The sequence below is a fragment of the Streptomyces sp. JLYT201 genome, from assembly GCF_059448825.1.
The window spans coordinates 4,623,859-4,644,184 of sequence record NZ_CM182551.1; the positions used below are offsets into that span (position 1 = coordinate 4,623,859).

The following is a 20,326-nucleotide window of genomic DNA, read 5'->3' on the forward strand; positions in this document are numbered from 1 at the left end:
CGCCCACGGGCCCAGGCGTACACGCGCGGGCCCTCTTTGGAAGGGGCCCGCGTGAACGCCCCCTCCGTGAACACCCTTCACCCCCACTCCACAAGCCCCACCGCACCACCCTGGAGCCCTCCGCCTTGCACTCCCCCGCCCCGATACCCCCCGTCACACGCGGCAGCCGATCCGTCCGCAGCGGCGCCACCCCACTCGCCGGAGTCGGATTCGCCCTCCCCTCCGGCGCCGCCGCCGGAGTCGGATTCGCCCTCCCCTCCGGCGCCGCCGCCGGAGCCCTCTCCGCCATCACCCCACCCGCCTTCGCCCGGCCCGACATCGACTGGCGCCCCGGCACGCTCCTGGACCCCCGGCTCGTATGGATCACGAGCGTGCGCGTCACGGCGATGGGCGGGAAGCGATGACCAAGCACGCCGCCGAGCGGGCTGCCCTCATGGCGGCGGGCGCCGTCATCGTCGTCCTTACCGCCGGAGCCTTTTGGCTCTCCTACGCGCACCTGGCCGACGTCGCCGGCCAGCACGGGCTGGGAAGCTCACCGGTCCGCCGCTGGGCATGGCCTGCCACCCTGGACGCGTTCATCGTCGTCGGCGAACTGCTCATGCTCCGCGCGGGCCTGCGCCGGGTCACCGACCGATGGGCCATCGCCGTGACCGTGATCGGCTCGGTCGGCTCCATCGCCCTGAACGTGGCCGGGGTCAGCGGCACAAGCAGCCCCAGTACCGTGTCCCTGCTCGACTACGTGGTCGCCGCAGTGCCACCACTCGCCGCGATGCTGGCCTTCGCCGTACTGATGCGCCAGATCCACCAGCTCGTCGAGCGTCCCACCGACCACGCGGATCCGGTCTCCACTCTGGCGCAGGAAGCACCGGTCACTGATCCCAACGGCCCCGTCGATCCACCGGCCGCCGCATCCGGAACGCCGCAGGAGTCGGCTTCCGGTACCGGTCCGCGTTCCCATGACCAAACGCATCCGGCACGCGATCCCGAACCGGAAGACGCCCCCAGCGGTCGACGCAGCGAGGATCTGGCCCACAACGTTCCGGAACGGCCCGAGGGGGACAGGAATCCGCCGGTGAAACCGGAACGGAAGCAGCCAGGGAAGGGGAAGGGCGGCTCCCCCGGGCGCAAGCCCGACCTGACCGATGCCGAGCTGCGGGCCATCGCCCTGGACCTCGCCGACGGCACCGGATTGCCCTCCGTCGCGGACATGCGCGCAGAGCTCAAGAGGCGCAACCGCAAGGCTGCCAACCACCGGGGCGCGGCGATCCTCGACGCCCTCAAGGCCGACAGCGATGCCGTCCGAATCCCGCAGGGCGCCACCAGCCACTAGCGGTAGGGGGCCTTACGCCCGAAGGCCGTACCGGAATGCCGTGGGCGTGTGCCGGAATCAATTCCGGCACACGCCCTCGCATCCGCGCGCACAGCCCCTTCCCACAGCACATCACCACCCCACCCACCACGGAGACACACTCCATGCACGATCAGCACCCCGAACTCCCCGTCCCCCAGCAGGAGATGACCACCACCCCCGCCACCGCGTCAGCAAGGTATCCCGCTGGACCGTCCACAGGCCGGTCCCACGGAGAAGCCTCCGCCCCGGGGGTGGCGGAGGCACTCGGGCACCAGGGGGTGCCCGAGGAGAAGCAGCCCGCCGACGCCGATCCCGCCGCTGCCGCCGTGCCCCTGCCGCGCGCCGCCGAAGCAGCCGCCCTGCACCGTGTCGCCCAACGTCGCAAGCCCGACCCCAGCGGCCGGCGTAAGAAGCGGGTCGATGCCCGCTACAGCGTTGAGGAGAGGGCCGCCATCCGCGCCAAGGCCACGTCACTGAACCTCAGCGGTGCCCATTACGTCGCCGCCGTCACCCTGGCCCATGTTGAAGGTGACCTCACCGTGCCCGGCCAGCGCACCCAGCTGGACGACTACATCGACGAGCTCAACGCCCTGCGCCAGCAGGTCGCCACCATTGGCCGCAACGTCAACCAGATCGCCAAGAAGCTCAACTCCGGCGGCCATCCACACCCTGGGGACAGCACCATCCTCGCCCAGACCGACCGCACCCTGGACGCGGTCGGTGAGACCGTGCGCCACATCGCGGCAGCCGCGAATCAGGCCGTCAGCCACAAGGCGGCCCGATGATCGCGAAGATCACCGGCGGCCAGGACACCGCCAACTTGATCCGCTACCTGTACAACACGAAGAAGAAGGGCCACACCGACCCGCACCTGGTCGCCTCCTGGGATGGCTTCGCCCCCGACCCCGGCCGCGCCGACGACTTCGACGCCACGAAGCGGGCTCTCGTCGCCGACCTCGACCTGCACGTCAAGCAGGCCGAGCGGCTCGGCCGTGCGCCCGAGAGGCACGTGTGGCACTGCTCGGTCCGCGCCGCCAAGACCGACCGCATCCTGAGTGACGAGGAGTGGGGCGACGTCGCCCGCCGCGTTGTCGCCGCCACCGGCATCGCTCCGGAAGGTGATCCGGACGGCTGCCGCTGGGTCGCCGTCCGCCACGCCGACGACCACATCCACATCGCCTCCACCACCGTCCGCGCCGACCTGCGCACGGCACGCCACTGGAACGACTACCTCAACGCCGACCGTGAACTCGCTGCCATCGAGAAGGAGTACGGCCTGTTCCAGATCGTGCGCGGGGACCGCACCGCCGCCAAACGCCCCACCCGCGCCGAGCAGGAGAAGGCCAAGCGTGCCGGCCAGGCCCGCACCGCCCGCGAACACCTGCGCACCACAGTGCGTACCGCCGTGGCCGCCGCCACCAGCACCGAGGAGTTCATCTACCTGCTGGAGCACACCGACGGCGTCCTCGTCGACGTCAAGCACTTCCCGTCCGGGGACGTGCGCGGCTACACCGTCGCTCTCCAGGGCGACGTGAACGGCAAGCAGGAGCCGATCTGGTACTCAGGCTCCGAACTCTCCCCGGACCTGTCCTTCCCCAAGATCCGAAAGCGCCTCGACGCCACCGAACCGAAGCAAGGCCCACGCAAGACCAACCCATGGCACCAAGCCACCGCCGCCACGGAACGCGTACCCAACCGCCTTGAGCACGGCGAGGACGCAGCGGCTCAGGCACACCTGGCCGCCTTCGGCGAAGCCCTCGACGCCCTGCCCCTTCGCGCACCCCAGGCGATTCGACCTCAACTCCGTCAGGCAGCCGAGGCGTTCGAACGTGCTACCCGCTCCCGCATCCAGGCCGAGCACCATCACGCCCGCGCCCTACGCGGTGCCGTACGAGCCATGGTCCGTGAGCCCGCCCCCAAGGACGGGGCCCTACTGGCCATGTTCCTCGACGCGGCGATCCTCGCCGTCATCGCCGTCGCCCGCTGGCACCAGCTCCGCCATCACGACCAGCAGGTGGCCGCAGCCCACCAGACCCTGGTCCATCTGCAGGCCGCCTACGAGCAGACAGCCACCGCACCGCTGACAGTGCTCGCCCAGCGCCGGCCACCCACGCAGGTAGTGGAGCGGCACATCCTCCTCATCCGGCAGACAGTGCCCGATCACGCGGAACAGGTACTGGAGGATCCGGCCTTCGACGCACTCGCAGCCGTGCTCGCGGACGCCGAGAAGGCCGGACATGACCCGAAGCAGCTCCTGCAGCAGGCCGCCGACCAACGTGCTCTGGACGATGCCCACCGACCCGCGCGAGTCCTGACCTGGCGCGTCGAACGCCTCAGCACGAGGCCGACGCCCAGCAACCGCGCTCGTGAGGCACAAGCACAGAGTGCGGCACGCCGTCCGAGCGTGCCAGTGTCTTCACCACTGGCTACTCCGGCCACACCGGCACCGCCACCGCCGTCGCAGGCTCGGCGACGCTGATACTGCCTCCGTGCGCTGCACCTGGATTCGTCGCTATGCGGCTTCGACTCCAGGTGCGGCGCCGGGTGCGCTTGTCCCGACTCCGGACAACCGCTCTGCCCACACGGTGGCTTGGGCCAGGTGCTCGACCTGCAGCCCGACGAGCGGGTCGGGCTGGATGAGGAGGGTCGCCGTGCCACGGGCGGTGCGTTCGGCGGCCCATGTGTGGTCGAGGCCGGTGAAGTCGTCGTCGATCCAGATCGCGGGTGCATCGCCCAGCCACGTGTCGACGTAATCCCGCTTCCACAGGTAGCCGTTCGGGTGGCTGGTGGTGATCTGCGGGCGCGGCAGGTCGACGTACGGCAGAGGCGGGAGGCCCAGGAGCGGGCCGATCAGAGTGGTGGCGTCCCGGCGCCAGCTGGTGCACCAGACCGGGCTGACCGTTCCGTTTCGGAACACGTCCATGAGCAGGTGGCCGTGGTCGGGGTTGAGCCAGACGGCAACGGGGTCGTCAGCGCTTCGACCGGCGGGAACGACGTCGTGCCTTGCGTGAGTGGCCGGAGTGGTCCCGTCGTCGCGCGGGAACGGTATGAGGACGCCGTCTATGTCGAGGAGCAGGTAGGGCTGACGCATCGGTTCCTCCAGAGGGCTGGAGCAGGGGTCAGAGCTTGCGGGCGGTGATCAGCAAGGTGGTGGGCCAGCGGCCGTGGCGGGCGTCGTGGAATTCCTGAGCCGAGGTGAGCCAGAAGCCCGCACGGGAGAGATGTGTCTCCCAACGGCCGGCGTCGAAGTCCCATCGAGCGACAGGGAGTCGGGTGCGATCCGGGAGCATCACGTGATCACGTCGTGGCCGATCGTCCGCTGAGGGACGGCGGCCCCCACGCTCGGGGTGGGGCACCGTGAAGGCCAGGATCCGGCCGGGCTTCACGTGCTGGGCTATCGCCGGGAGCAGGAGCTCGGGTGTGACCAGGCCGATGGCGCCGAAGACCGAGTAGATGGCGTCGAACCGCTCGTCGCTGGCTTGCAGGTAGTGCAAGGCGTGGCCTGCGACGAAGGTGAGGTTGCCGAGCCGTCCGTAGTGGGAGCGGGCTCGGCGCACTTGCAGGCCGACGAGGTCGAGGCCGGTGACGTGGGCTCCGTGCCGGGTGGCGAGGTGGGCGGCGTTGTGGCCTGGGCCGCAGCCGAGTTCGAGCAGCCGCTTCCCTGCCAGGTCGGGGCCGAGTATCTCGGCGCCGGGGCCGCTGCCGGGCCTGGTGGTCCATTCCATACGGACCGGCACGGGGAGTGCTTCGGCGGGGCGAGCGGTGCGCTGGAGTGCGTGTGCATGCCAGGGCGACGCCTGAGCGAGCGACATCTAGACCTCCAGGAGCCGGAGGGCATCGGTGAGATGGCGACGTACGACCTTGATGTACGCGGGGTCGGTGGCCGGGTCGTTGATCCAGCGGATGGCCTGCTCCATGAACCACTCCACCGCCCACACTCGGTGCCAGCCCAGCGCCCACTTCTCAGCGGGGAGACCACCACGCTCGGCTAGGGCATCGGGAGTGCCGCCTTCGGCGACATACGTCTCCAGAAAGACCCGCAGACGTGCGGGGTCGGGCTCCTCGAGGGTGCCGTGCCAGCTGGCGAGGTCGAGTAGGCCAGGGCCGGTGAAGGCGCGGGCGAAGTCCAGGAGCCGCCAGCCGCGTTGGCCGATGTGGAGGCTGGTGGGGTGGAACTCGGAGTGCACCCAGCCGAACGGCTCCGTCATCGCCCCGGCCGAGCGTGCCTCGGCTGCCTGAACCAGCCGGTCGAGCGCGCCCTCAACGTCGTCCGCATCCTGCCACCGCTCGGCCTTCCGGAGCTGGTCGAGGTGGTCCAGTGCGCGGCTGGGCAGGGACCGCAGGGCTTCCTGGTCGAAGAGGGGCAGGGCCGGCGCGCTACGTGTGCGGTGCAGGACCACGGCTGCGGCGGCGCCGTCGAGGTCATCGGCGTCACGGATGGGGGTGCCGAGGTCTTCCAGCAGCATTCCCAGCCAGCCGTCCAGTACGGCGGCAGCGTGGACCTTCGGGACCGGGACACCGAGGGTGTGGGCGAGGCGGAGGGCTTGGTCCTCGCTGTCGAAGGGCTTCTTGGCGTACTTGAAGATGGCGGTGGCGCCGTCGGGGAAGGTCAGTCGTTCGACGCCGGACATGGACCAGACGCGCACCTCGTCGCGCGCTACGGCGGACTGGCCGGTGACGGTCAGTACATTGTCCAATAGTTCGGCGTTGAGGTTCGCGTCCATCAGGGTCTCCTGTGGTTGAAGGCGTCCGGGGCGGGCGAGAGTGCCGGCCCGCCCCGGAGCCGGGCGTACGGGCTATGCGGCGGGGGCTACCCGGTGGGCGTAGACCTGCTCGATCCATCCGGCCTTGAACTCGGCAAGGTCGTCACGGAAGTTGGCCATCGACGCACCGTAGGGCGCGACGATCCCACCGGACTGATCCGGCACGGACTGGCAGCCGTGCACGAGCCGTCCGCCGAGCGCGGCGTGGGCCTTGATGGACTCGATGCGGCGGTGCTCGTTGAACCAGCCGCCGTGGTAGACCTCGTCCAGCAGGCCGCCCATCTCGACGTCCAGGTCGAAGACGACGGAGGTGGCGGCGGGGAAGAACCAGCACGGGCCGACGTTGGAGATGTGCCCGTCCAGCTCGACCTTGTTCAGCGCCATCAGCGTGGCCGCCTCGCGCAGCATCCTCAGATGTTCGGCGGTGATCTGCGGCAGCCCGAGCGAGGCGAGGTGCTCCTCGCGGAACAGGTAGGCGTACACCTCGTACGCGACGGCCAGCACACGGGCCGCGTCGGAGGTGGACTCGCTGTGCTGCTTGATGAAGTCGAGCGCGAGCTGCTCGACGGCGCTCTCGGTCGTCTCGTCCACCTCCAGGAGCTGGGACTTGACCAGCTCCCAGTCGGCGACGAGCCAGCTGTTGGACTCGAAGCGGAAGAAGTACTCGGCCGCGTCGATGGTGATGCGCCGGCCCTCGACCTGGATGCCGGGCAGGCGGCTCCAGCGCTCGTCGAAAGCCTCGGGGAGTTCGACCGTGATGGCCGTGCGGGTTGCGCTGTCGGCGGTGGTCACCGGGGTCTCCGTCTCTGTTCGGCCGGGTCCGGGCACAGGAATGCCCGAACCCGAAGCGGGTGTACGGAACGTGGGAGCCGCCCGGCCAAGTGGGGAGCCTGGATTCACGGTCGGACCTGGAACCGTTCCGGGCGGCTGATGATTAGTGAACACGCCATCACGCACAGTGGGTACGGTGAAGGGCAGTCGAAGCGGTATACGCGGTTTACAGCCCCAGATGTGGAGGCGATCGTGGCGGCGCAGAGAGCCCCCAACTCCCGCCTGCGCGAGGTCATCGACACCATCGGCTGCACGTACGAGGTGCTGGCGAAGGATGTGCGGCGCATCGCCGCCGAGAACGGGGAGATCACCCAGACCAACAAGTCAGCGATCTCCCACTGGGTGAACGGCACCCGCCAGCCCAGTGGCCGGACCGGCCGGTACCTCGCCGAGGCGCTGACCCGCCGAGCAGACCACATCGTCACCCTGGCCGAGATCGGTTTGGGCACGTCTGACAGCAACGAACAGGACGAGGGCGACCCGGTCCTGGCGGTGACCGATCTGGGCCGCGCGGACGTCGAGCGCCAACACTTCCTCGCGGTTGCCACCTTCACCACCGCGGGCGTCGCCATGCCGCTCGCGTACGACCACGAGGCCACCGCCCGCATGCTCCGCGCCCGTGCCGGCGCCACGCTGGTCGGCGCGGAGGACGTGGACGTCGTACGTCAGATCACCGCAGCCTTCAGCGCAGCCGACGAACGCCTCGGCGGCGGCCACGGTCTGACCACCGTCACCGCCTACCTCGCCGACACCGCCGCCCCTATGCTCCGCGGACGCTTCACCACCGAGCCGTTACGCCGTGCAGCCTTCGGCGCCGTCGCCGAACTCGCCTACCTGGCAGGCTGGAAGCACCACGACCTCGGTCAGGAAGGCGCCGCCCAGCGCTACTACCAAGTCGGCTACCAGCTCGCCTGCGAAGCAGACCCGCACGGCCACGCCGCCTGGATGATGCGCGCGCTCGCCCACCAGGCGCTCAGCCTGAAGCAACCCCACCACTGCATCGACCTCGCCGAAGCAGCTCTCGCCCAGGGCACCGGTCACATCGACGGCCAGACGGAGGCCCTGCTTCACATCACGCACGCTCGCGCCTACGCGGCCACCGACGAGAAGCCCGCTGCCGCACGCGCCCTGCTCGCCGCCGAAGACGCCCTCCTGCGCGACGACGGCCCCCAGCCCAGCTACTCCCGCGTCAGCGGCCCGGCCGCCGGCACCGTGGCCAGCCACACCGCCCGTACCCTGACCGACCTCGCCGATCACGTCGGCACCGAGCAGCAGCACCGCGACGCCCTGGTCCGCTGGGATCCGGTGAAGTACAAGCGCGTCCACGCCCTGACGTACGCCGACCTGGGCGACAGCCTCGCCGCCCAGGCCCGCGCCGACGAGGCCGTAGCCGCCTGGTCGCAGGCTCTGACGCTCATGGAGGGCATGACCTCCGACCGCACCCGCAAGGCGATCACCGCACTGCGGTCCACCCTCGCGATCTACCAGCGCCGCAAGGTACCCGGGGCAACCGAACTCGCCCGCCGTGCACGCGAAGCACTCGCCTAACATGCCCAGCAACCGGCCGATGAAGGGACGCACAGTGGCTCAACCGACCACCGACGATCAGCCCAAAGCCCTCAAGCCCGCGCTCGAATCCATGACTCTGCTGGTCGCCGGCGTCATCGTCCACGACCAGGCCACCAACCGCGTCGTGCTCCTGCAGCGCAGCGAGAGCGCGAAGTTCGCCCAGGGGATGTGGGACCTGCCCGTCGGTAAGAGCGAGCCTGGCGAGCCGATCACCGAGACCGCGGTGCGCGAGCTGTACGAGGAGACCGGCCTGACGGTGAAGGCCGAGTCCCTGAAGGTCGCCCACATCATCCATGGAGCATGGGGAGTTGAAGCCCCCAACGGCTTCCTTACCGTCGTCTTCGTCGCCCATGAATGGACCGGCGAGCCCGAGAACCGCGAGCCACGCAAGCACGCCCAGGTCCGCTGGGTCGACGCCGCCGCCATTCCTGAGCAGTTCGTGGACACCACCGCGAGCGCCCTCCACCGCTACCTCGACGGAGGCCCGGAGGTCTCCCTGAACGGCTGGGATCAGTAGCCGTTTGCGGTCAGTGCCCGAGGCGGCGCAGGCCGTCCTCCAGCGTCGGGTGGAAGTGGTCGGCGGGACCGGAATTTCGGTTGTACCAGGCCGCGTCGAGACGCGGTTCCCGTTCTGACGCCACGATCGGCTTGATCGACTTCCTCGCGTAGTCGCGCGCAGTGGTTCCGAGGCCGCTCATGGCGTGGGTGAGTGAAGGGCACGATGGTCCTGCTGGTGAAGTCGAGTCGCTCCGTGAACGTCGTCATGATCCTGGGTGCGCGGACGTTCCAGATGGGACTGCCCAACAGCACGGTGCCGTAGCCGTCGAAGCCCCCACGGCTTCTCACCGTGACCTGGCCGCCTGCGCCGGACGGTGCCGTTCAGTCAGAGCAGTCCGGGCGGATGTCGGCTTGCGAGGGATCTCGCGGGGACGGTTGTCGGACATGCAGGTCGTGGAGGGGGAGCAGGTCTCGTAGGGCACTTCGGGACAACGCGAACACGATGGGCTGACTGAGGTTGGCCAGGGTGAGGCTGCCGCCCGCGTGGTGGATGGCCTGCCTGATCCCGAGGAGTGTGTAGAAGCTGGCGTTGTCGCATCGGGTCACAGCGGACAGTTCCAGAGTCAGGTGGCGGCTGCCCTCGGCCAGCACGTTGGACGTCAGTTCGCAGAACGCGGGGATGCTGCCGGTGTCGAGCTCGCCCACCAGCGTCAGCACCATGTAGTAGTCGGGGGTGACGGGGGTACGGCGCAGAGTCATGCGCAGACCCTGCCCGCGCTGATTCCCGTCCGTGGCCATGTCCGTCACACCGGTTCAGTGGCGCGTGCAGTCTGGTCCTTGATCTCCGCTATACACATCTGGACCCCCGACGGGAGAAGCGCACCGATCGCCCCACGGCAGGGCCGAGTGCTTTCAGGAACCGGTCGCGTGATCCCCGCGATGCGTGGCCGCACCTTGGGGCTCACCGGCAGAGCCCGCGGAGGCAGGGTCGGGGCGGCGTGCGAACAGAGGTTCCGTACCGCTGATGAAGGCGCGGCAGAGCTCGGTGAGACGCCGGTTGTGTGCGCGGGCATGGTTCCGCAGCAGGGTGAACGCCTCGTCCATGCCGAGGTCGTAGCGCTCGGCGAGCTTGCCCTTGGCCTGCTCGATCACCACGCGGGTGCCGAGCGCACTCTCCAGCTGCCGGGTGAGCAGGTCCTGATCGTCGGCGATGCGTTGCTGCAGGATGCTGATGGTCGCCACGTCCGCCAGCGCCTGGGCCAACTCGGTGGCCTTGAGGTCCCGTGGGCGATCACGGGTGTGGAAGAGAGTGAGGGCACCGATGGTCTGCGTACGCAAGCGCATCGGAAGGGCCTGAACAGCGGTGAAGCCGCGGTCGAGGGCAGCGGAGGCGAAGCGCGGCCAGCGATCGGACTCCGCGGCCAGGTCGGCGACGACGACCGGCTGGCCGGTGCGGAAGCAACTCAGGCCGGGCCCTTGGTCGTTCTGCACCTGCAACAGCTCCATGAGGCGTACGTCCTCGCTGGACGCGGCCATCACGCGCAGGGTCTCGCGCGAGTCGGCCAGCAGAAGGCCGGCGGCGGCGACCTCCAGTGCGGTCACGCACCGGTCCGTCAGCAGGGCCAGAAACTCGATGAGATCGAAGTCGTCGACCAGGTTGTCGGCCAGTTCGACGAATGCCGGAGCCAGACGTCGCTCATCCATGCTGTTCACCTTCTGCCTCGGACACAGCCACGGACAGCCGCGCGGTGCCGAAATGCGGGATGTGCACTGAGGTCACTCCTTTTCACGGAGCCGTGCGGTTCCGTCCGGTTCGAAACGAAGCCGGCGGGCGACCACCTCGACGGCGACGTCGGCCACCTTGAGCGAGTGGGAGTAGGCGTAGGCACGCAGCCGAACAGCCGCCTCCTCGACGCCTACCCCCAGTTGTTCGGTGAGCATCCCGACAGCCTGGTCGACTTCCGCCCGGTACTGGTCGAAGCCCAGCGCCTCCTGCATGGCGCTCGATCGCGGCCCCTGCCAGGCGACGTCGCCGGGAGAGAAGAGCATCAGTGTGGTCGCCGCATCAGCGAAGGCGAGGGCATCGGCGAGCGCCTCGTCGTCCAGGAGGCCAGGGCGCACGGAGTACAGGTCAAGGACCCCGGGCATGGTGGCACCAACGGCCAGTGGCAGCGCGAAGAGCGCACTCGCACCCGCCGCGTACGCTGACGGCGCGAACGCCGGCCACCGCGCGTGCAGCTCAGCGGCGGAAAGATCACCGGACAGCACGGGCATTCCGAGGTGATGGCATCCACGCACGGGCCCTCGCCCAGCGACAGCTGCAACTCCTCCAACTCACCGCTGATCCGGTCGGTGGTGTGCAGAACATGGCGCAGCGCCGGGCTGGACCTGGCCGATATCCCGGCCCCGTCGACCGGCAGTGCTGTCACGGCTGCCGCGCACGTCCACCCGGCCGCCCCGGCGCACGGCCTCCCGGGACACGAGCTCCAGCACGTAGATAGCCCGGGCATCAGTCATGACGGAAGTTCGTGGCGAGCCAGCGACACATGATCGGTCTCCGTCCGGCAGCATCCGAGGCCGCGACGGAACCCGAAGCGCAAACAGCGGGGACTTGACCATCAGTCTTCATCCCACGAGGCAGCCCAATGCTGTCACCTTACCGCTTCTGCGCCAACGCACGGCGTCATCGGCCCAGGTCGTTTCCGGTTCGACGAGAGGGGCCGGCACGACATCTGCGCGCACCCTTCGTGAGCGGACAGACCGTCACCTTCACGGGAGCGGCATACGCCGTCGACACTCGTCCTGATGGGAGCCGTTTGGGAGCCGACCTGCTCCCCCAGCCCTCGCCACACCCTGCGGGGCCCATCGACACCACGCCCCTGACCAGTGCAAACGTCAGCCGTGCAGGCAAGATCAGCAACCGAACCTCATTCGGGACGAAGAGGTCGTGGGTTCAAATCCCGCCACCCCGACAGCCAAGCATCAGGTCCGGTCTCCTTCGGGAGGCCGGGCCTGATCTGTTTTGCGTGGTGTGTGGTTGCTGAGGCTGTCCGCTGAGGTGTGCCCGTTGCGGTGTGCCTGGTGAGGCGTGTTCGCCGGTGGGCCTTCGAGGGCCCGGGTGTCACGGCCGCCGTGGACGGCGGTGCTTCGGGCGGGGGCGGCACGGGCCCCAGCCGGAGTCGCTGAGGGCTGTGTGGGGACCGCCTGCGGGAGGCGGAGCCGTGGCGTGGGGGAAGTGGGTGCGTGGGCGGGAGGGCCCCGGGGGCGAGAGGTCGCTGCGGGGCAAGAGGTCGCTGCGGGGCGAGAGGTCGCTGCGGCGCCCGGGGTCGCTTCGGGGCGGGAGGGCGCTTCGGGGGTGGGGGTCGTTTCGGTACCGGTCCCTCCCCTCGTGGGGACCGGTACCAAACGACACGGGCGACGTGGCCCCGCGCCGTGGCGGCGCGGATCGGAGAGAGCTGAGGCCCGCGGCCGACGTCGGAGCGGTCCGGGCGTGACCGGGCGCACACGTCGTCCGACGGGGCATGGCGAGACCCTCGCCACCGCTCCGTAACTCCAGCAAAAACCAGCCAGGAAGTCGCAGCGCCATCAGTTGCCTCTCCAGGCGCAGGGCCGGTGGCCTGCCCTGACGCCGCGTGGTTGCTTCGCCCCTGCCGAGATCCTGCCAACTGCGGCGGTCGCTGAGGAGGATCCGGTTCCGTCCGGTCCGCTCAGCCGCAGGTCAGCCGTATAGAGTGAGTTTTCCGGTCCGGAAGTCCAGGTGCGGCGGAAGTAAAGGGGTGGAGGCCTTGAGCTCCGACTCAGGGGCGCGCACAGCCTTCGCGGAACGTCTCGCGCTGCTGTACCAGGAGGCCGGAAACCCTCCCCTGAAACGCGTTGCCGAGGCGGTTGCCCGACTGCAACGGGTCGATGAGCGAGGCCGCCCCGTGCGCGTGTCCGCGCAGCGGATCAGCGACTGGCGGCGGGCCAAGAACGTGCCCGCCCAGTTCACCGCCCTCGCGGCGGTCCTGCACGTCCTCGTCCCCGAGGCCCGCCGCGTCCGCGCGACGCCGGTCTCCCCGGGCCTGTACGACCTCGCGCAGTGGCAGCGCCTGTGGGAGCGCGCGGTGGCCGATCCGGTCGGCGACGCCGCCCCGGCCGCGGGCGAGGAGGAGCGCCCCCTCGTCGAAGCCCCGGTCCCCAGCGTGTGCCCGTACCGCGGGCTCGCTTCGTACCGTCAGCAGGACGCGCAGTGGTTCTTCGGCCGGGAGCGGAGCACGGACGCGCTGCTCGCCCAGCTCGGCGCGGCGCAGGACACCGGCGGCCTGGTGATGCTCGTGGGCGCCTCGGGCGCGGGGAAGTCGTCGCTCCTGAACGCCGGGCTCGTGCCCGCCCTGCGCGGTGGCGCGCTCGGCGACGGCGACGGCCGGGCGGCCCAGGTGCTGCACCTCGTCCCGGGGCCCGACCCCGTCGCCGAGCTGACCGCGCTCATACCCGAGCTGGCGCCCGCGGTCGCCGCCGCGGAGGCGCAGGCCGCGGAGGCGGGCGAGGAGAGCCCGGGCGCGCCCGGTACGCCCGAGTTCGCGGACGCGGTCAGGGAGTGCGTCACGACGTGGGCGCGGCGCGGGACGGCCTCCGACGCCCGGCCGGTCGTCATCGTCGACCAGTTCGAGGAGGCGTTCACCCTCTGCGCCGACGAGACGGCCCGGCGCACCTTCGTCCAGGTGCTGCACGCCGCGTGCTCGCCCGGGACGGCCGGGGCGACCGGGGCAGCTGGGGCGGCCGGGGCCGAGGACGACGAGCCCGCGCCCGCGCTCGTCGTCCTCGGTGTCCGCGCCGACTTCTACGAGGAGTGCCTCGCCCACCCCGAGCTGGCCGACGCCCTCCAGCACCGGCACATGGTGCTCGGGCCGCTCACCACCGCCGAGCTGCGCAACGCGGTGACCGGCCCGGCCAAGGCCGTGGGCCTCGAACTCGAACCGGGGCTCGCCGAGCTCATCGTCCGCGAAGTGAGTACGGACGGGCCGCGCGGGGCCCATGACACGGGAGTGCTTCCGCTGCTCTCCCACGCCCTGCTCGCCACCTGGCAGCGGCGGAAGGCGGGACGCCTCACGCTGGCCGGTTACCGCGCGGCCGGAGGGATCCAGGGCGCGGTGGCGGCGACCGCCGAACGCGCCTGGTCCGACCTCGACTCCGCGGCGCGCACAGCCGCGCGGCTGCTCCTGCTGCGGCTCGTACGGCTCGGCGAGGACACCCAGGCCACCCGCAGACGGGGCACGCGGCGCCAGCTCTCGGAGGAGTCGACCAACCCCAACAAGACGGAGGAGTCGCTCGAGGCGCTGGCCCGCGCCCGTCTGGTGACGCTCGACGCGGAGACCGTGGAGATCACGCACGAGGCGCTGCTGCACGCCTGGCCGCGCCTGCGCGACTGGATCGACGAGGACCGCAACGACCATCTGCTGCGCCAGCGGCTCGAAGAGGACAGCAGGACCTGGGAGGAGTCCGACCGCGACGCGTCGCTGCTCTACCGCGGCTCCCGGCTCGAGCAGGCGTGCGCCTGGGCGGAGTCCGCCGAGGACCCCTTCCTGACACGGAGCGCGGTGGACTTCCTGGCCGCCTCGACGGGTCTGCGCAAGCGCACGGTCCGGCTCAGACGCGGCGCGGTGTCGACGCTGCTCGTCCTCGCGCTGCTCGCGGCCGTCTCCGCGGTGGTCGCCTGGCAGCAGCGGGACGACGCGGTGTCCGAGCGGAACGACGCGATATTCGCCCAGGTGACCGCGGCGGCCGACCGCGCGCAGAGCACCGACCCCTCGCTGTCCGCCCAACTCGACCTGGTGGCGCACCGCTTGCGGCCCGACGACCAGGGCACGATGAACCGGCTGATCTCGATCGTCAACGCGCCCCTGGCCACTCCGCTCACGGGCCACACCGGCGCCGTCTACCTCACCTCGTTCCACCCCGGCGGGCGGCTGCTCGCCACCGCGAGCTACGACCGTACGGTCCGGCTGTGGGACGTGTCGGACCGGTCCCGGCCGAAGCCCCTTGGCAAGCCCCTGACCGGGCACACGAGTTGGGTGAGCAGCGCCGTCTTCAGCCCGGACGGCAAGACCCTCGCCAGCGCCGCGGACGACGGGACGATCCGGCTGTGGGACGTCACGGACCCCCGGCGTCCGCGCACGCTCGGCACGCCCCTGACCGGCCACCGCGGCACGATCTACCTGGTGGCCTTCAGCCCGGACGGGCGCACCCTCGCCTCCGCGGGCGAGGACCGCACCGTACGGCTGTGGAACGTGCGGGACCCGCGGCGCCCGAAGGCGCTCGCCACGCTGACCGGGCACACCGCGCCGGTGCGCTCCGTGGCGTTCGGCCCCGACGGGCGGACCCTCGCGGCCGGCGGCGACAACGGCGCCATCCGGCTGTGGTCGACGGCCGACCCGAGCCGCCCGAAGCCGATCGGCAAGGTGCTGCGCGGCCACAAGGACACGGTGCACTCCGTGGCCTTCAGCCCCGACGGCAAGGCGCTGGCCAGCGGCAGCTCGGACAACACGGTCCGGCTCTGGGACGTCGCGGAGCCGGAGAAGGCGCGCGCGCTCGGCCCGCCCCTCACCGGCCACACGGGCCCCGTGTGGTCCGTGGCCTTCAACCACGACGGGACGATGCTCGCCACCGCCAGCGCGGACAGTACGGCGAGCCTGTGGAACGTCCGGGACGCGGCGCACCCTTCGCAGGTCGGCGAGCCCCTCGCGGGCAGCAGCGGGGAGATGTACGCGCTCGGCTTCAGCCCGGACGGCCGCACCCTGGCCACCGGGAGCGGCGACAACAAGGTCCGGCTGTGGTCGATCCCGACCTCGGACATGGTCGGCCGCATCGGGGTGTTCCGCCCCGACGGGAAGGTCCTCGCCACGGTGGCCCGCGACGAGCGGATCCGGCTGTGGAACGTGGAGCGGCCCAACCGCCCCGTGGCCCTCGGCAAGCCCTTCGAGCCCGGCGAGGGCGCCGTGCGCGCGCCCGCGTTCTCCCCCGACGGCCGCACCCTCGCGGTGCTCACGGGCAGCCGCGCGGTACAGCTGTGGGACGTCTCCGACCCCGCTCACCCCGTCTCGTACGGGGAACCGGTGGAGCTGCGGACGCGGTTCGCGGCCGCGCTGGCCTTCAGCCGGGACGGGCGCACCCTCGCGACCGCCTACGAGGACCGCACCATCCAGCTGTGGGACGTCGCGGATCCGAAGCGCCCCCGACGGCTCGGCGCCCCGCTCACCGGCCACAAGGGCTACGTCAACGACCTCGCCTTCGGCAAGGACGGGCGGACGCTCGCCAGCGCCAGCTCCGACGGCACCATCCGGCTGTGGAACGTGGCCGACCGCCGGCACGCCACGCCGCTCGGCAAGCCCCTCACGGGGCACTTGGGCCCCATCAACACCCTGGCCCACAGCCCCGACGGGCGGACCCTCGCCAGCGGCAGCGACGACGGCACGGTCCGGCTCTGGGACGTCACGGACCCGCGCAGGGCGGCCCCCCGCGGCTCCCCGCTGACCGGGCACACCGACGCGCTCGTGTCCCTGACGTTCAGCCGTGACGGCCGCACCCTGGCGAGCGGCGGCAACGACAACACGGTCCGGCTCTGGGACCTCACCCACCCGTCCGACGCGGCCCCCATCGGGCAGTCGATGAGCCCCAACGCCAAGACGGGCAGTTTCCTGTCGTTCAGCCCGCAAGGGCGCATGCTCGGAGTTTCGAGCGGCCCCGATACCGTCCGGCTGTGGAATCTGGACGCCGACACGGCAATTCGCCGTATCTGCTCGACCACGCGCGGCGTCCTGACGCCGGAGAATTGGCGCGAGTATCTGCCCCGCCTCTCGTATGAGCCGCCGTGCGCGAAGTAACGCCGTGTTCCTTCTCCGTTGCGGATCGCCGCCGTGATCCCGATCACAACTCGGCATCTTTGCGGGGAAGTTCACTCCCCATCCGCAAGCGACCTTGTTAAGGTTGGGGACAACCCGATCGCTGGTGCATCCCCCGTCGCCAGCGATCGGGTTCTTCCATATCCGGGCACCCTCGCGGGCACCGCCCCGCACCCCCTACACGACCCCTAATTACTCAGCGTTTTTCACTGGCCACAGCCGTCACCCCTCGGCGCGGGCAAAAGATACTTTCCTGTTGCACGCAAGGCTGCCGCCGTGAACTCACGCAACGGCCGCCCCAGAGCCGTTGCACCCTCAACAACGGTCGGCCGGGTGCGATCCGGCAACCGCAGCGATAGCGGGGGCGGCGCTTTTCTCCGAACCGGCGCGCCGCCTTGTCGCCGAGTTGCCCAAGTCGCCTCCGTATTCACCGGCTGCGGATTTCCACGCGGCCGCCCACCCCCTCGTCGGCGCCTCTCGCGGAGTCATAGAGTGAGGGTCATGTGCCGGCGCGTCACCATCATCACCGCTGTCCACGCCCCGTCCGCCCGGTTCCTGCCGGACGCGTACGCGTCGATCCGCGCGCAGGAGCTGCCCGAGGGCTGGGAGTGGCACTGGCTGATCCAGGAGGACGGCAAGAGCGACCTGGTCGCCCCCTACGTGCCCGACGACGAGCGGGTGACCTTCCGGCAGGGGCGCCCCGGCGGCCCCGGCGTCGCCCGCACCCTGGCCCTCGCCCACGCCGAAGGGCCGTACGTGAAGGTCCTCGACGCCGACGACCAGCTCAAGCCCGGCGTGCTCGCCCGCGACCTGGCGGCCCTGGAAGCGGACGGCACGCTCGGCTGGGCGACGTCACGCGTGCTCGATCTGCTTCCGGACGGGTCCACCGCGGGCTTCCCCGGCGACCCCGACCACGGCCCGATCGAGCGCACGGCCGTCCTCGACCACTGGAAGGCGAACGGCTTCCGCGCCCCGGTCCACCCCGCCTCGCTCTTCGTGCGCCGCGATCTGCTCGTCGCCCTGGGCGGCTGGATGGCGCTGCCCGCCTCGGAGGACACCGGGCTCCTGCTGGCCCTGGGCTCGGTGGCCCGCGGCTGGTTCTCCGCCGAGGTCGGGCTGCTCTACCGCAAGTGGGAGGGGCAGGTCACGGGCCAGGCCGCGCACACCGAGACGGCGGAGCACGCCGCGCGGATGGCGGTCGTGGAGTCCCGCGCCCGAGCCCTGTCGCACTTCCAGTGGCGGTACGCGCCCGGCGCGTCCTGACCCCTGGAGACCGGCCTTCTCCCCATCCGGAGCCTCCGCCGGAATTGCCGACGCGGTGCTGCCGGAGTTCGCCGTCGCGACGCCATCGGGTTTCTCGGCTCCGACGCCGACCGCCCGACATCGATCGCTCCGACGCCGATCGCTCCGACGCCGATCAGATCATTGCCGCGGGCGTCCCGGCCACGGCTCCGCGCTTCCTCTTCATGAAGCCGCCCTTCAGGAAAGGAAGTCATCGCGCGCTCCTTGCCTACGAGGCAATACGGAACGCCGGGCCCCTGGGCGAGGATCCCGGCCCGCGATCAGCCGAGCACGCCGAATGGAGGCCTATGCAATACAAGATGCAGTATGCACCGATTTGCGGCGCGGACTTCCTCGGCATGCGTCCGCCCACATAGCCTCTGACCACGGCTTTTACCTCCTTCGGGCCAGGAGTCGGATCGCACCGCCCTGGTAGGATCCCCGATCGGCCGATGAACAGGATCAGGACAAAACGATCCGGGCCAGGGATTTCGGAGGCACCTCGGTGGCGCGTGCAGGATTCGACCGGGTACTCACGATCCCCAACGCGCTGAGCGCACTGCGGGTCGCCGGGGTTCCCGTATTCCTCTGGCTCGTGCTCCAGCCCTACTTCGGAAATCCGAATCGCGACGGATGGGCCGTCGCCCTCCTCGCGCTCAGCGGCGCGACCGATTACCTCGACGGCAAACTGGCCCGCAGATGGAACCAGATCACCCGCCTCGGCCAGGTCCTCGACCCCGCGGCGGACCGCCTCTACACGGCGTCCACGCTGCTCGCTCTGCTGCTGCGGGACATCATTCCCTGGTGGTTCCTCGTCCTGCTCCTCGCGCGCGACGTCTTCATGACGTTCAACGTCGCCGCCCTGCGCAGAAGGGGATACGGCCCGCTGCAGGTGAACTTCATGGGGAAGGCGGCCACCTTCAACCTGATGTACGCCTTCCCCCTGCTCCTCTTGGCGAGCGGGGACGGCACGGTCGCCGACGCGGCCCGCGTCTGCGGCTGGGCGCTCGCCCTGTGGGGCGCGGCCCTCTACTGGTGGTCGGCCGCGCTCTACACGACGCAGGTGCACCGGCTGCGGCGGAGCACCGCGCCCGCGTAGCGCGGGCCCACGCGCCCCCTGCGCCCCGGCCTCAGCACGCGACCCACGCGCTCCGGGGGGTCCCGACCTCACCCCAAGGCTTCCGCGTCCACGCGCGAGAAGATCAGGTCGGTCTCCTCGCGGACCGGCCCGCGCCACCGGAGCGGGCCGTCGCCCGCGTACCGTACGGCCGCCGGATAGCTGCCCGGCGCATAGTCGTTGAGCAGGCGGTACGTGTGGAATCCGTGGGCGCGCATCGTCTCCAGGAGCTCGTCCACGTCGTCGCCGAGCTGCGCCATCCGCTCCGGGGTGACCTCCACGGCGATCTCCACGTCCGGCCTCAGCCGGTCGAGGACGGGGGCGAGGCCCCGCACGACGCTGCCCTCGGCCCCCTCGACGTCCACCTTGATGACCCGGGCCCGCGCGATCTCGTCCGGCTCCAGGAGTTCGGGCAGCGGGACGGCCTCCGTCTCGAAGCGGGACTCGACGGGCCCGTCCCACGGAACGACGCTGTTCGCGCCCATGTTGTGGGCGCTGGCGAGGACGAAGGTGAGCTTCTGCCTGCGGTCCGAGACGGCCGCGTTGACCGCGCGGATGTTGTCGCAGCCGTTCAACTCCCGGTGCAGCAGCACGCGCCGGTGGAACTCGGGCGAGGCCTCGACGGCCACCACGCGCCCCCCTTCGCCGACGAGGCGGGCCCCCAGGACGCTCAAGTAGCCGATGTTCGCGCCGACGTCCACGAAGACGTCACCGGGGCGCAGACGGCCCCGCAGCCAGCGCGACATGTGCGGCTCCCAGACCCCGAACAGATAGAGGTAGCGCTGGATGAGGTCCCGCGTGTCGACCGCGAAGCGGGCGCCGAAGACCGACTCGGCCACCCGCTCGCGGGGGTGCTCCCGCAGCCAGGGGTTCAGATACCGGGTCGCGAGCGCGGCCTTGCCGAGGGTGCCCGGGGCGTCGCGCACGTACCGCCGGCCGAGCGTGGCCAGGACCTCCGACACCGTGCTGCCGCTGCTCATCGCACTCGCCTTTCCCACGGGGGCCACGCGCACCGCGGCGGGCCGCTCCCGGGGTCGGG

Annotated in this window: 18 protein-coding genes and 1 pseudogene; 9 read left to right on the forward strand and 10 right to left on the reverse strand. The window is 70.8% G+C overall.

The window, feature by feature from the left end:
* Positions 1-125: 125 nt before the first annotated feature.
* From AC5WAM_RS18945 to AC5WAM_RS18960, 4 genes are all read left to right on the forward strand, one after another.
* The gene (locus AC5WAM_RS18945; protein WP_495523242.1) at positions 126-404 is read left to right on the forward strand and encodes a hypothetical protein; all 279 of its coding nucleotides are present in this window, start codon (positions 126-128) and stop codon (positions 402-404) included.
* On the forward strand, positions 401-1,330 hold the full coding sequence (locus tag AC5WAM_RS18950) for a DUF2637 domain-containing protein (RefSeq protein WP_495523243.1): 930 nt from the start codon (positions 401-403) through the stop codon (positions 1,328-1,330). Before AC5WAM_RS18945 ends, AC5WAM_RS18950 begins: the two co-directional genes overlap by 4 nt.
* A gap of 272 nt (positions 1,331-1,602) precedes the next feature.
* On the forward strand, positions 1,603-2,136 hold the full coding sequence (locus AC5WAM_RS18955; RefSeq protein WP_495523244.1) for a plasmid mobilization protein: 534 nt from the start codon (positions 1,603-1,605) through the stop codon (positions 2,134-2,136).
* The gene (locus tag AC5WAM_RS18960) at positions 2,133-3,830 is read left to right on the forward strand and encodes a relaxase/mobilization nuclease domain-containing protein (RefSeq protein ID WP_495523245.1); all 1,698 of its coding nucleotides are present in this window, start codon (positions 2,133-2,135) and stop codon (positions 3,828-3,830) included. The genes AC5WAM_RS18955 and AC5WAM_RS18960 overlap by 4 nt, the downstream gene beginning before the upstream one ends.
* Positions 3,831-3,863: 33 nt before the next feature.
* On the opposite strand, the gene AC5WAM_RS18965 is transcribed toward AC5WAM_RS18960, so the two are convergent.
* From AC5WAM_RS18965 to AC5WAM_RS18980, 4 genes are all read right to left on the reverse strand, one after another.
* A complete protein-coding gene (locus AC5WAM_RS18965) occupies positions 3,864-4,442 on the reverse strand; it encodes an HAD domain-containing protein (RefSeq protein ID WP_495523246.1) in 579 nt (192 codons plus the stop codon).
* Positions 4,443-4,470: 28 nt separating this feature from the next.
* Entirely contained in the window at positions 4,471-5,163 is a 693-nt protein-coding gene (locus AC5WAM_RS18970; protein ID WP_495523247.1) for a class I SAM-dependent methyltransferase, read from the reverse strand.
* Positions 5,164-6,075: a phosphotransferase family protein gene (locus AC5WAM_RS18975; RefSeq protein ID WP_495523248.1), complete on the reverse strand. Its 912-nt coding sequence runs from the start codon at positions 6,073-6,075 to the stop codon at positions 5,164-5,166.
* Between the two features lie 72 nt (positions 6,076-6,147).
* The gene (locus AC5WAM_RS18980; protein WP_495523249.1) at positions 6,148-6,906 is read right to left on the reverse strand and encodes a hypothetical protein; all 759 of its coding nucleotides are present in this window, start codon (positions 6,904-6,906) and stop codon (positions 6,148-6,150) included.
* Positions 6,907-7,137: 231 nt separating this feature from the next.
* Here AC5WAM_RS18980 and AC5WAM_RS18985 point away from each other — a divergent pair, with 231 nt between their 5' ends.
* Positions 7,138-8,493 (forward strand): NsdA family TPR-like regulatory protein, encoded by a 1,356-nt coding sequence (locus tag AC5WAM_RS18985; protein WP_495523250.1) that lies wholly within the window; start codon positions 7,138-7,140, stop codon positions 8,491-8,493.
* 1 nt (position 8,494) lies between these two features.
* A complete protein-coding gene (locus tag AC5WAM_RS18990; protein ID WP_495523251.1) occupies positions 8,495-9,031 on the forward strand; it encodes an NUDIX domain-containing protein in 537 nt (178 codons plus the stop codon).
* A 10-nt stretch (positions 9,032-9,041) separates the two neighbouring features.
* Here AC5WAM_RS18990 and AC5WAM_RS18995 read toward each other — a convergent pair whose 3' ends face one another.
* From AC5WAM_RS18995 to AC5WAM_RS19015, 5 genes and pseudogenes are all read right to left on the reverse strand, one after another.
* Positions 9,042-9,212 carry a hypothetical protein gene (locus AC5WAM_RS18995; protein WP_495523792.1) on the reverse strand — a complete coding sequence of 57 codons (171 nt, stop codon included), beginning with the start codon at positions 9,210-9,212 and terminating at the stop codon, positions 9,042-9,044.
* A gap of 22 nt (positions 9,213-9,234) precedes the next feature.
* Positions 9,235-9,279 (reverse strand): annotated as a pseudogene (locus AC5WAM_RS19000) (hypothetical protein); the annotation flags it as partial.
* Between the two features lie 114 nt (positions 9,280-9,393).
* Positions 9,394-9,771: an STAS domain-containing protein gene (locus AC5WAM_RS19005; RefSeq protein ID WP_495523252.1), complete on the reverse strand. Its 378-nt coding sequence runs from the start codon at positions 9,769-9,771 to the stop codon at positions 9,394-9,396.
* A gap of 153 nt (positions 9,772-9,924) precedes the next feature.
* Positions 9,925-10,716, reverse strand: a complete 792-nt coding sequence (locus AC5WAM_RS19010; protein WP_495523253.1) for a GAF and ANTAR domain-containing protein — start codon at positions 10,714-10,716, stop codon at positions 9,925-9,927.
* 72 nt (positions 10,717-10,788) lie between these two features.
* Complete coding sequence (locus tag AC5WAM_RS19015; protein ID WP_495523254.1) at positions 10,789-11,286, reverse strand: ANTAR domain-containing protein; 498 nt, start codon at positions 11,284-11,286, stop codon at positions 10,789-10,791.
* A gap of 1,502 nt (positions 11,287-12,788) precedes the next feature.
* Between AC5WAM_RS19015 and AC5WAM_RS19020 the strand changes: the two genes are divergently transcribed.
* The 3 genes from AC5WAM_RS19020 to clsA all read left to right on the forward strand — a co-directional run bounded on the left by AC5WAM_RS19020 (position 12,789) and on the right by clsA (position 19,269).
* Positions 12,789-16,871: an nSTAND1 domain-containing NTPase gene (locus AC5WAM_RS19020; protein ID WP_495523255.1), complete on the forward strand. Its 4,083-nt coding sequence runs from the start codon at positions 12,789-12,791 to the stop codon at positions 16,869-16,871.
* A gap of 519 nt (positions 16,872-17,390) precedes the next feature.
* On the forward strand, positions 17,391-18,152 hold the full coding sequence (locus AC5WAM_RS19025; RefSeq protein ID WP_495523256.1) for a glycosyltransferase family 2 protein: 762 nt from the start codon (positions 17,391-17,393) through the stop codon (positions 18,150-18,152).
* A gap of 523 nt (positions 18,153-18,675) precedes the next feature.
* Positions 18,676-19,269 carry a cardiolipin synthase ClsA gene (gene clsA / locus AC5WAM_RS19030; RefSeq protein WP_495523257.1) on the forward strand — a complete coding sequence of 198 codons (594 nt, stop codon included), beginning with the start codon at positions 18,676-18,678 and terminating at the stop codon, positions 19,267-19,269.
* 68 nt (positions 19,270-19,337) lie between these two features.
* On the opposite strand, the gene AC5WAM_RS19035 is transcribed toward clsA, so the two are convergent.
* The gene (locus tag AC5WAM_RS19035) at positions 19,338-20,267 is read right to left on the reverse strand and encodes an FkbM family methyltransferase (protein WP_495523258.1); all 930 of its coding nucleotides are present in this window, start codon (positions 20,265-20,267) and stop codon (positions 19,338-19,340) included.
* Between the last annotated feature and the right edge of the window lie 59 nt (positions 20,268-20,326).